Origin of the sequence: Neorhizobium populisoli (genome assembly GCF_019430945.1) — a bacterium.
In the GTDB taxonomy this organism is placed as follows: domain Bacteria; phylum Pseudomonadota; class Alphaproteobacteria; order Rhizobiales; family Rhizobiaceae; genus Neorhizobium; species Neorhizobium populisoli.
This window is the reverse complement of record NZ_JAHYCB010000023.1, coordinates 23,978-34,872: the sequence shown is the minus strand read 5'-3', so window position 1 is coordinate 34,872 and position 10,895 is coordinate 23,978. Positions and strand designations below refer to the sequence as shown.

Annotated in this window: 11 protein-coding genes and 3 pseudogenes; 4 read left to right on the top strand and 10 right to left on the bottom strand. The window is 56.1% G+C overall.

Features of this window, described 5'->3' with window-relative positions; genetic code table 11:
• The 6 genes from KX729_RS31825 to groES form a co-directional block, all read right to left on the bottom strand.
• A partial coding sequence (locus KX729_RS31825) for an extracellular catalytic domain type 1 short-chain-length polyhydroxyalkanoate depolymerase (RefSeq protein ID WP_219746465.1) occupies positions 1 to 690 on the bottom strand: 690 nt, incomplete at its 3' end.
• Between the two features lie 180 nt (positions 691 to 870).
• The gene (locus KX729_RS31820) at positions 871 to 1,134 is read right to left on the bottom strand and encodes a DUF1488 family protein (protein WP_219746466.1); all 264 of its coding nucleotides are present in this window, start codon (positions 1,132 to 1,134) and stop codon (positions 871 to 873) included.
• Between the two features lie 94 nt (positions 1,135 to 1,228).
• Entirely contained in the window at positions 1,229 to 1,492 is a 264-nt protein-coding gene (locus tag KX729_RS31815; protein WP_219746464.1) for a hypothetical protein, read from the bottom strand.
• A gap of 12 nt (positions 1,493 to 1,504) precedes the next feature.
• A complete protein-coding gene (locus tag KX729_RS31810; RefSeq protein WP_219746463.1) occupies positions 1,505 to 2,353 on the bottom strand; it encodes a beta-1,6-N-acetylglucosaminyltransferase in 849 nt (282 codons plus the stop codon).
• A gap of 224 nt (positions 2,354 to 2,577) precedes the next feature.
• On the bottom strand, positions 2,578 to 4,209 hold the full coding sequence (groL, locus tag KX729_RS31805) for a chaperonin GroEL (protein ID WP_219746462.1): 1,632 nt from the start codon (positions 4,207 to 4,209) through the stop codon (positions 2,578 to 2,580).
• Between the two features lie 62 nt (positions 4,210 to 4,271).
• Entirely contained in the window at positions 4,272 to 4,568 is a 297-nt protein-coding gene (gene groES, locus KX729_RS31800) for a co-chaperone GroES (RefSeq protein ID WP_219746461.1), read from the bottom strand.
• 184 nt (positions 4,569 to 4,752) lie between these two features.
• On the opposite strand from groES, the gene KX729_RS31795 reads away from it, so the two are divergent.
• Positions 4,753 to 5,010: a hypothetical protein gene (locus KX729_RS31795; RefSeq protein ID WP_219746460.1), complete on the top strand. Its 258-nt coding sequence runs from the start codon at positions 4,753 to 4,755 to the stop codon at positions 5,008 to 5,010.
• A gap of 245 nt (positions 5,011 to 5,255) precedes the next feature.
• Positions 5,256 to 5,417, top strand: a pseudogene (locus KX729_RS34020) (integrase); the annotation flags it as partial.
• Between the two features lie 132 nt (positions 5,418 to 5,549).
• Here KX729_RS34020 and KX729_RS31790 read toward each other — a convergent pair.
• From KX729_RS31790 to KX729_RS31780, 3 genes and pseudogenes are all read right to left on the bottom strand, one after another.
• Positions 5,550 to 5,966: a DUF6884 domain-containing protein gene (locus KX729_RS31790; RefSeq protein WP_219746459.1), complete on the bottom strand. Its 417-nt coding sequence runs from the start codon at positions 5,964 to 5,966 to the stop codon at positions 5,550 to 5,552.
• Positions 5,967 to 6,538: 572 nt separating this feature from the next.
• The gene (locus tag KX729_RS31785) at positions 6,539 to 6,793 is read right to left on the bottom strand and encodes an acyl carrier protein (protein WP_219746458.1); all 255 of its coding nucleotides are present in this window, start codon (positions 6,791 to 6,793) and stop codon (positions 6,539 to 6,541) included.
• A gap of 112 nt (positions 6,794 to 6,905) precedes the next feature.
• Positions 6,906 to 7,827: pseudogene (locus KX729_RS31780) on the bottom strand (IS630 family transposase).
• 129 nt (positions 7,828 to 7,956) lie between these two features.
• Here KX729_RS31780 and KX729_RS34735 point away from each other — a divergent pair.
• The gene (locus KX729_RS34735) at positions 7,957 to 8,289 is read left to right on the top strand and encodes an ester cyclase (protein ID WP_376776113.1); all 333 of its coding nucleotides are present in this window, start codon (positions 7,957 to 7,959) and stop codon (positions 8,287 to 8,289) included.
• Between the two features lie 202 nt (positions 8,290 to 8,491).
• Positions 8,492 to 9,139 (top strand): annotated as a pseudogene (locus KX729_RS34730) (SDR family oxidoreductase); the annotation flags it as partial.
• Between the two features lie 754 nt (positions 9,140 to 9,893).
• Here the strand turns inward: KX729_RS34730 and KX729_RS31765 are convergent.
• Complete coding sequence (locus KX729_RS31765) at positions 9,894 to 10,790, bottom strand: LysR family transcriptional regulator (protein WP_219746455.1); 897 nt, start codon at positions 10,788 to 10,790, stop codon at positions 9,894 to 9,896.
• Between the last annotated feature and the right edge of the window lie 105 nt (positions 10,791 to 10,895).

The window sequence follows — 10,895 nt, the reverse complement described above, 5'->3', positions numbered from 1 at the left end:
ATTCAATTCGTCGACGGTCTTGTCGGCAGTACCATGCCAGACGGATACCGTGGGCCACGCGCCAACATGCGTCGAAGCCAAACGGAGCTGCTCCTGAAGTCGTTCGCGGGAGGGCATGCCGTGGCCCCGCATTCGGTCGAACGCCTCTGGGACGTTTGAGGCAACGCCATAGGGCAGACCCGCAATGATCGCTCCTCCGGAAAACACCTCCGGATAAGCGGCAAGCATGGCGTTTGCCATGGCGCCGCCCGCTGACAGCCCGGTGATGAACACTCTTGTGGGATCGACACGGTGGTCAGAAACCATCCCGTCGATCATCTCACGGATTGAGCGGACCTCTCCGCGATCGCGTTCAATGTTGCTTTCGGAAAACCAGTTGAAACAAAGGTTAGGGTTGTTCTGGCGGGACTGCTCAGGAAATAGAACAGCGAAACCAAATTCGTCCGCCAATTTCGACCACCCCGATCCCGCGTCGTAGCTGGCCGCGGTCTGGGTGCAGCCATGCAGAACAACGACAAGAGCAAGCGGTCCCGATAGATGGTCGGTTTTGGGAGCATAGTACCAGCCAAGGAGGTTACCGGGATTAGCGGTCGTAATCTCCAGCCGCTTTAGTCTGGTTGGACCCACATCCATCACCGGATTGGTACGGTATCGCTGCAGCCGCTGCAATGTATCCGAAAGACTTCTCATGGAGCATCCTCGCTAATCGCGGAATGCCAATCGACGTCCCGGATATTCTAGGTAATGCTGCACCGCACAATTGCAAGTGCGGAACGCCGGATAGAGATCGGCCGGCGGTGTCGCAAACACCACATAAGCCTAAACCGGCAGACAAGGCTGCTATAAGGCCTCCTTATGGGCCTGCCCGGTTTATGTAAAGTCGTCGACCGTTAGCGTAAATGACGAACGGCGGTTGCGCTTATAAGCCTTGGCCGCAACATCCTCGATCGTCGGTCTCAGCCTGTCAAATGCGTCGAGACAGTCCGCTTCCACGAAGCCGCGATCGGGCATTTTCATCAAAACGGCTGCCTCGACAATAAACCGGACTTCGAACATGCCATCATAACCATGAAAGCGGACTGTGTGCTTCACGTCATCAAAACTGCGGCTTCTATTTGGAAACTGAAGGGCCATATCTTTGTCCATACGAGTGCTGTCCTGCGTTTCAGCAACGGCGACCTTGTCCACGACCAGGTATCGAACCACGGCCAATCGATCCACGGGCGATCTACATCGCCGCCATGTCATCCAGCAGATTTTGCGAAAGTTCGCCAATCGCAACTTCCGCTTCCTCAAGCGTCCATCCGACGCCCTCGGCGCGCTTTGCAAGAGCCGCCAGCGGTGGCACCAAGCTTCCACCCGCCGCCTGAACGACCTCTTCGGGCTTCAGCGTCGTAGCCAACTCCAGAAACACCTGCTCAAGAGCTTCCTGGCAACGGATATCCCTGTCGGGATAATGGCCAGGTTGCCGTGGCTTGTTCAATACAAACATTGTGCGCTCATCTCAGGCTGTGGTCCCTTCGAGGGCGCTGACCAAGGTGGACCTGCCCGGCGCAGTGCGCGTTCTGTCAACGCCAGCAGTCGCCTGTTTCGCCAGATGTCGCTCTAGGACGAGGAGGATCTCCCCATCGCCGGTCTGGTCGAACTTTCTGGCAAAGAGATTCGAGCTGGTTTTAAGTTCGGCGGCGTCCGCATTTTCATAGGTTCTGGGGCGCAGTTTGATGCCACCATCGGGAATCCAGTCGATCATTCGCAAATCGTCATTGTTGATCTCACTCTCGATCGCGCAGTTCATCATCACCGTCTGGAAAAATCCCTCGTCGGCGATCAGCGTGTTTTCGTAGAATGCCTTGTAGCGATCGACGCTCGGTTCGCGGCAGACGAACTCGCAGAACGCCCTGATCACGATCATCCACTGATTGCCGATATAGGGTGTCACGTCCCTTAGAAAGGGTCTTGAACGCGCGGTGCGCTGAGTGCTTTCGTCCAGCTCGATCACATACTCGCTGACACGATGCATCGTATCCGGGCGGTCCAGATCCCGGTCCAGCACCTTGATGAACTCGCGATCCGGATTGACATCGAGATAGGCCATGATCTGCTTTTGCGGCTTCAACGGGAAGTCCTGGTCGCTCAGGTTGATGAAATGGCTCCATTCGCCCATTCCGAGCAAGCGTCCCATACCATGTAGCTCCGCGTCCACCAGGCTGTAGCCACCCCAGATCGCCTTTTCGCTTTGGATCATATCGGCGTTTGAATAGGGACGCAGGAAATCTCTGATTTCGGCTTCGAGATCGATTCCCGAGTTCTTGTCGACATGGTGACCTCGCTGGCGAAAGGCAGTGCAGGACATGGAGCGGAATAGGACATCATAGCTTCGATCCTTTCAGACTCGCACCGGGCAGCGAGCAGCAAGACTAATCTGCTTTCTGTTGTTTGGTTCGGGGACACGGGCGCAGGCGCGCTAGACTCGGTGCACATGGTACCTTCAGAGACAAGTATCAGTCGTGTCTCATATGAAGGGCTCCGAGCAGTCGGAGCCCTCTACGCATAATCCGCGAGCTTCCTTGAGGAAGACTACATCATGCCGCCCATTCCACCCATGTCAGGCATGCCACCGCCGGCGTCCTTCTTGGGAAGGTCGGCGATCATGGCCTCCGTCGTTACCAGCAGACCTGCGACAGATGCTGCATTTTGCAGGGCCGAGCGAACCACTTTGACCGGATCAACAATACCCATTGCGATCATGTCGCCATATTCAGACGTTTGGGCATTGTAACCGAAATTGTCGGTGTCACTTTCGAGGATCCGGCCGACAACGATCGAGCCTTCGTCACCGGCATTTTCCGCAATCTGGCGTACCAGTGACTGCAAGGCTTTGCGGATTATGGCGATGCCAGCATTCTGATCGTCGTTCTCACCTTTGATATCGAGGACGATCGAGGCGCGCAGCAGGGCAGTCCCACCGCCGGGAACGATGCCTTCTTCGACAGCCGCGCGGGTTGCGTTAAGCGCGTCGTCGATGCGGTCCTTCTTTTCTTTCACCTCGATTTCCGTTGAACCGCCGACGCGAATGACTGCGACACCGCCCGAGAGCTTGGCAAGTCGCTCCTGCAGCTTTTCGCGGTCGTATTCCGAAGTGGTTTCCTCGATTTGGGCCTTGATCTGAGCAACGCGACCGTCGATATCGGCCTTGCTGCCAGCGCCATCGACGACGGTGGTCGCTTCCTTGGTGATCGAGACCTTCTTGGCGCGGCCAAGCATTTCAAGCGTAACGGTTTCCAGCTTGATACCGAGGTCTTCGGAGATGACCGTTCCGCCCGTCAGGACAGCGAGATCTTCCAGCATCGCCTTGCGACGATCACCGAAGCCCGGAGCCTTTACGGCGGCGATCTTCAGGCCGCCGCGTAGCTTATTGACAACAAGCGTTGCGAGAGCTTCACCCTCGACATCCTCGGAGATGATTAGCAGCGGTTTGCCGCTCTGCACGACGGCTTCGAGGATCGGCAGCATCGCCTGTAAGTTCGAAAGCTTCTTCTCGTGCAAAAGCACGTAGACATCGTCCAGTTCAGCGACCATCTTTTCGGCGTTGGTGACGAAATAGGGGCTGAGATAACCGCGGTCGAACTGCATGCCTTCGACGACCTCTAGTTCGGTCTCCGCGGTCTTGGCTTCTTCGACAGTGATCACACCCTCATTGCCAACCTTCTGCATCGCCTCCGCGATATACTGACCGATTTCCTTCTCGCCATTCGCCGAAATCGTCCCGACCTGGGCGATCTCTTCTGATGTGTTGATCTTCTTGGCCTTGGCCAGCAGATCCTTGACCACGCCAGCCACAGCCAGGTCGATACCGCGCTTCAAGTCCATCGGGTTCATGCCAGCTGCAACGGCCTTACCGCCTTCGCGAACGATGGCCTGGGCAAGAACGGTAGCAGTCGTGGTGCCGTCACCTGCTACGTCGTTAGTCTTGGACGCCACTTCGCGCACCATTTGGGCGCCCATGTTCTCGAACTTGTCGTCCAGCTCGATTTCCTTGGCGACGGTGACACCGTCCTTGGTGATCCGTGGTGAACCGTAGGACTTGTCGATCACGACGTTACGGCCTTTCGGACCAAGCGTGACTTTGACTGCGTCAGCGAGAATATCGACGCCGCGTAGCAGTTTTTCGCGCGCATCACGGCCGAATTTAATTTGTTTGGCAGACATGGAAAAACTCCCGGGCTCATCGCCCAATGGTCGTCATGAAAAACTAGCGGTAGGGCCGAGGATCAGGCGATAACGCCCATCACATCGGCTTCCTTCATGATCAACAGGTCTTCACCGTTGAACTTGATCTCGGTGCCGGACCATTTGCCGAACAGAATGCGGTCTCCTGCTTTAACATCAAGCGGTACAATTTTTCCGCTTTCATCGCGCGCACCGGCGCCGACAGCGATGATTTCGCCTTCCTGCGGCTTTTCCTTCGCGGTGTCCGGAATGATGATCCCGCCTTTGGTCCTGGCCTCAGCCTCGATACGGCGCACGACGACGCGGTCGTGCAACGGCCGGAAAATGGTGTTCAACATTTTGGGGTTCCTTTACGAGAATACGACCAAATGACCGATCCCGATATCCACTCTTAGCAGTCTTGCGTTGAGAGTGCTAGCACTCATTCGTGCCTTGGTAGTGTTAGACCAGAAACGAGTGGGTGGAGACGAGCCTTGATCCCTCCGTCACCACAATAGCGGATATGGACGCATTTATCCGCAAGTGCAGGAACTCACCGAGGCGGAACGGGCCGAATTAGGCGCGCTATCTGCTCGTCATGAGCAGCTACAGGGACAGACTGAGGCACATGGCGAAGACGACGGGGCTGTCAAGGCAGACGAGGCCCGCCTTGATGAGCTTGAAAACTACATGGAGGCGATCAGGAAACCGGGTCGGATTTATGCGCCCGATGAGAAGTCGTTGGCGGGATGCATCGTCTATCTCGACCACGGCGGTGCGGTGACGGTCGCGCCAGGGTAGGTCAAACCCGAGGACAAGGCAGCGCTGGAACGGTTGCGCCGGTCCCGTCACGAAGGCGGGGAGGCAGGAGATGGAGATGAGGCGCTGCCCCGGCCGAGAAGGAGCAGGTTGCGCGTCATCCGAACTGATCTCAATCAGGAGATCTGAGCGTGGAGCCTGAAAATGATACATTCGCGAACCAAGGACATGCGAATTTGGTGATCATAGTCCGCGCGCTTACATACAGACAACCCTGCGTTGACCGCGCCGAACTGCTGACGGATCGGGATGTCGATACGCTGCGGCACCTCGTCAACCAAGGCATCGGGAATAACAAGCTCAGGGCGCTCACCTCCGATCTCGCCTATCTCGAAGCCTGGGGACTGGCCGCGACCGGAAAGTCTCTGCCCTGGCCGGGCGCCACGGCTCGGCGCCGATGTACTACTGCTGGGTCAGCTGCCCCCGCTTTCCGTTGACGCCCATTCAGTGTACGGTCGAAAGTGGACGGACGGCACCCCAGAATCGAGCAGAGCCAAAAGCGCGAAGGAAGCTCTTACGATCTATTCGCTCAATTTCGCCTTCAGCCACGTTAATTGCTGTCCGTATTGGAGGCCCATAAGCGGGCAATCGTAACGCGTCATATATTGCGTCAGATACTGACCGCAAACTTGACCGGTGAGAAATACAAACGTGTCTTCGCTCAGGCTGGCCAGCCCATCAAGGCGGTTTTTGACGCGGAGCGCCCAATCACGCCGATCCGCGAGGGCCATGTATTTTAAGCTCTTGTCGTAAGCCTCGATTTCGTCTCGAAGCCCGAGAACCCCGTACTTGGCCGATAAAATAAAAATTGCATTTGGTGAAAGCGACCTAGCATAATCAAGGGAAAGTTTGAAAAGATCTCCCCGGTACATATGCTCAGCCGCATCACTGGCGTCATTGTTTGTTTTGCCACCTGCGATCAAGACTACTGTTTTCACTGCTGTTCTCCAGCCACTTCACTTGTCTTAGTGCTACGCCTCTGCGCGTTGACGACCTCAATATAGATCTGAGCTGCTCGGCGGATCGTGCATAAGGTGGCGAAGTGGCCTTGTGCTAATGGATGAACTCTGCCGGATCCACCTCTGGGTGGTCACTCTGGCAGGCCGACGGAAGCGTATCTGCTAAGTTTCGGACGTGCAGAATAAGACTGATATCCGATGGCTATGCACTCTGCCACCGGCCCGGGATGAACCGCCGGTCTTAAGAAGTCCTACCTGTTCTCTCACGCAGCAGTGCGCAGCCCGTTTTCGCGTCAGTCTGTCACACCTGGTCGTGTCCTTCCCCTTTTGCCCAACATCCTCTTAACGATTTTCTGGCGTCACAAACAGGTGCTTTTGTGCCTGAGCCGTTCGGCCAGTTTGTAATGCGTCGTTCTTCGGTTGCCCTTCATCGCAAGGCAAGGCGACAAGGAGTCTTACGGATCGTCCTTGTTAGGCAACGAGGCCAGGAGACGTCGGTAACCAGGCACTCGATGATTGACCATTCTCTGAAATACGTTTGAAGCGGAAGATTAGGCCGCTGTGGCTCCTTCGGCAATCGCCGTCCTGATCGCGCCGATAGCGTCCCGAACCGTGACGATCGAGTCCACCGCGTGGTCATCAAAAGAAACCGAGAATTCCTCCTCGAATTCCATCACTAATTCCATGACCGACAGTGAATCCATGCCAAGATCGTCAGTAAAAACGGCGTCGTCCGCAACCTCGGCCGCACCCTTATCCAGATAGCGGGCGATAACGTTCTTTGTGCGATCAGCGATTTCGTCCATGTTCTCAACTCCATGAAGCAGTTACACCGCTCCTTCCGGAGCTCCAATGCATATAGATTGACAACATGCCTTTTGCGAGGTTGGGCCCGCTGTGAGCATCTCGCCCAGACCGTCACAACTCGCCCTGAGGAACGCGGCGGTCGTTGCCCTCCAGTCGCTTTGGCACGAACGTTAGAACAGCGTCGTGGAAGTCCTGTGGAGTTCGCTTGGTTAGGTCGGCCTTGAGCTTCGCAAATGCCTTCTCGATGGGGTTGAACTCGGGACTGTAGGGAGGAAGGTAAAGCAACCGGCATCCGGCGTCTTCGATTTGCGTGACGCACGCCTTCCGCTTTGTGAGCAGGCAAATTGTCCATGATGACGATGTCGCCCGGTGCCAAGGTTGGAATGAGAACCCGCTGGACATAGGCCTGGAATGCTACCCCGTTCATCGCACCGTCCAAGACCATAGGTGCGGTCATTCCGGATAACCTGAGCGCTCCGGTAAACGTCGTTGTTTCCAATGGCCGTGCGGGACCGGTGAGCGGCATCGATCTTCGCAAGGCGCCCGTCCGCGAAGCCGAGGCATCTCCGTGCTCAGGCCGGTTTCATCGATGAAGACGAGCCGCGCCGGATCGAGATCGAGTTGGCCGTCGAACCAGTCCTGACGACGTTCAGGAGGTCAGGACGCTCCTGCTCCAATGCATGTGCGGTCTTTTTTTGAACGTCCAGCCGCGCTTTCGCAGCCGGACGTCAAGCGCACTGCGGCCGATAGATACGACTCTGTCCTCACGCAATCGCAGAACCATCTCGTTGAGCGTGATATCCTTTGCCTCTTCGATCATGCCGCTGATGAAGTCCTCGTGAGCATCCAGGCGTGAGCCACCGCGTCGGCCCTGCTTCGCAGGCGTCAACTGACCCGTCCGTGCACTGGCGATCCAGGCGATGGCCGTTGAAATGCCAACTCCAAATCTGGCCGCCGTCGATCGCGCCGACATGCCAGCGCGTGACGCAGCCAGAACGCGGCTACGAAGATCATCACCGAAAGCTCGGGTCATACTGCCCCGACCAAATCAACAGTCGGGGCCCACGAATGAAGAAGTAGTCAGAGTGGTCTATGCGGCTGCTGAAGCCAAAAATTTAGACTTGGATTAATTCGTTTCTCTGTTCGCGGAGGCGGATATTTCTTGTACCTACCTTCGGGACTTAAGTGGATCGGCGCGGAAGTCCGACAGCCGATGGAAGGCCTCGGCAAGCCGTTTCCTGACTTTCACAGGGAACTTCTCCAGGTTTATTCGACCGGGGACGGGGTGGTCATAGTGGAACTAAAGCTACAAGGCACCCATCAGGGTGACTTTATGACTCCCGGCGGCGCCGTTTTGCCTGCTACAGGCAAGAGGTTTGACGTTCCATGCTGCGACGTTTTCAAAGTCAAAAATCGCAAAGTGCAAGCCTTCCACTGCTACAATATGCGGTCAACATGGCTCGATCAGCTTGGCGCATCCACCGACGGAAACTAGACTTGAGGCCCCCGATCATAGTGCCCCGGGTCATCCGAGGCTGATCCTATGGATGGTGTCAAGGCACATCACCGGGTCCACGCCACGAGGTTAATCCAACTTACCGAAACTGGCTGGTTTGTAAGAAGTGTATGAGGCACCGACGCTGCCTGCAGTGTAGTCCGACCCATATGATTGAAGGAATTGTAATGTTTTAGGTGCCAGCGGCAGCACTGGCACCCTTCTCGTAGAAAACTTGCTCGCTCATGGTCACGATGTTTTGGCGGTTGGCCGCTCTCCGGTATCCGGGGCGGCAGAAAGTCGAAACTTGACTCACGTGTTTGGGAATATCGGCGATCGAACGTTCATCCGGCAATCATTGGAATGTTGTGATGCCGTCGTGTCATGTCTTGGGCAGAACAGAGCGTCGAAAAGTCAATTTGCTAAGCGGACGTCGCCTCATAACCTTCTAAACTCGACTACACAAATAGTAGTAGACGCAATTAGCCAAAGTAAAAAGCATTTCGTATATATGAGTGCTTTTGGTGTGGGCTCAGACTTGCGCCGCCATTCCATAGTGTTTCGCACGGTGCTTAGGGTGACAAGCATCGGTGACGCGTACCGAGACCATGCGAACGCTGAGCGGACAATCAAGGCATCGGGTATCGATTGGACCATAGTGCGACCCGTCGGTCTCACGGACGAAGACATCGAGGTTCCGCTCATTGATAAAGGCAACGAATGGTCATCCTTCGAAACTGCATCCAAACGATCGGTTGCCGCATATCCGGCTCACTGCATCGAGAGACGGGATCCGTTGCACCGGACCGTAACGGTCGGAAGGTCAACTGGTGCCGGAACCGATCGTTAAAAGACGGAAACATGAGTATTCAGTTTGAACTTTAGGCGTTGAGCTCCATTGCCAGGATCCTGGGCCTATCGCCTACGACGCTCTACAAATGGGCAGACGCTTTTAAGCGGGCCAATAACCGGCACGGATCTTACGTCTTTAGGGGTGTCGGGCACTACGAGATGTATGATAAGACCCCTTTCATTAACGAAGTTGTCGAAAAGCTAAGCGAATCTTCCCAGCATCTCATCGAGGAGATTGATGGGTTTGCGGATTCTTCCATCCGGTACTTCCTCCGATCGGTAGCACAGGCATGCTAAGCGAGGAAGCTGCACCGCTGGCGAAAGGCGTGACCACCGAGGACGGTGGTGGTGTTGTCGTTTTGCATTTATTCGAGAGCTCGACATCCACCCTTTGCAATAAGTTAACCTGCACTTTGTTCATGATTGGGCATTCAACTTGAGGTCCTGGAGGCGGTTTTGGCTTTAATGTGAGATTGACTTCGATAAGAGAGATGACTGCCTATTTGCCGAAACCGTAACGAGAAATGCCAGATATTACCTAAGGGTTATTTTCAGCTTGGGAGCATCGAGCGGCAAATCGCATCGAAAATATTTAATTAATGCCATGATCCATTTGGACGGCGCATTGTTACAAGTTCTCTGGCTGCGGCCGGGAGCATTTAGGAAACCAAGCCTGCACCAACCGTGATTACTCGGCTGGCGCCGATACGTGCGTGACGCCGAGGCAACGCTGGCGGCACATGGAACCGAAGTCATTCACGCGACATCGACCGACCGGCTAGGAGCGGAGTATACATGACCAGCCGGTGGGATATGAACTCTATAAACAGCCGCACGCGCTTCGTTTTGCGCGTTTCCCCCTGCGTGAGGATCCAGATCGTCGCGGATGATTTCAGAGCGATTCCTGGAACTCTCTCCAGCAGCTGATCGGCATCTCCGACGAAACAGGGCAATCTTGTCATGCCGATCCCTTGCCGTGTCGCAGCAATCTGCGCGTCCGCATCCGGCGTTCGGAACGGAACGCCTGTAGCGCGCACCTCCCCTTCGGCGGCCCAGGCGGGGAGAGCCTGATCGCTGAGGACGATGGGCCGGATTGGATCCTTCGCGCCGGCACGCCAACCAGCCAGCCTATCGCGCGACATATAGATACCCGCCAACAAATCAGGGCCTTTCAAGGCATGAAGATTGAGCGGAAGGGTTTTGCGATCGGCGACCATCCGGATCGCCACATCCGCCTCCCGATTGGTCAGATTGACGACCTCGCCGGTCGATGCGAGTTCCATCTCGATATCCGGATACAGACGCGAGAATTCGGCGATATCGGGCATGAGCAGGTGTGTCGCGAGGAACGGGGGAAGCGTCACCCGCAGAAGACCGCGTACACTCTGATCGCGCCCGAGGACGCGCGTCTCAAGTTGGTGCGACGAGGCTTCCATCTGGTTCGCAAACTCGAGAACCTCCTCGCCGGCGGCCGTCAGGCGGTAACCCGAAGGCAGCTTTTCAAACATCTGCGTGCCGAGGCGCTCCTCGAGCTGAGCAATGCGCCGCAACACTGTCGCGTGGTTGACCCCCAGGCTTTTTGCGGCCGCCCTCACGGAGCCGCCACGCGCAGCGGCAAGAAAGTAGCGAACGTCATCCCAGTCGATCATGGTCCATCCTCGCGCCAGTTGGGCGGCTTCCTCCGACCAACATACCTTACTGGATCGCGTTCGCGCCCAGTATTCCAGCTGCAGGCGGATCGTTTCCGCACCATG

Excerpts from the sequence above, each read along its gene's own strand:
- groL (WP_219746462.1), bottom strand. The coding sequence starts at position 4,209 with ATGTCTGCCAAACAAATTAAATTCGGCCGTGATGCGCGCGAAAAACTG.
- groES (WP_219746461.1), bottom strand. The coding sequence starts at position 4,568 with ATGTTGAACACCATTTTCCGGCCGTTGCACGACCGCGTCGTCGTGCGC.
- KX729_RS31815 (WP_219746464.1), bottom strand. The coding sequence starts at position 1,492 with ATGTTTGTATTGAACAAGCCACGGCAACCTGGCCATTATCCCGACAGG.
- KX729_RS31765 (WP_219746455.1), bottom strand. The coding sequence starts at position 10,790 with ATGATCGACTGGGATGACGTTCGCTACTTTCTTGCCGCTGCGCGTGGC.
- KX729_RS31820 (WP_219746466.1), bottom strand. The coding sequence starts at position 1,134 with ATGGCCCTTCAGTTTCCAAATAGAAGCCGCAGTTTTGATGACGTGAAG.
- KX729_RS31810 (WP_219746463.1), bottom strand. The coding sequence starts at position 2,353 with ATGTCCTGCACTGCCTTTCGCCAGCGAGGTCACCATGTCGACAAGAAC.
- KX729_RS31785 (WP_219746458.1), bottom strand. The coding sequence starts at position 6,793 with ATGGACGAAATCGCTGATCGCACAAAGAACGTTATCGCCCGCTATCTG.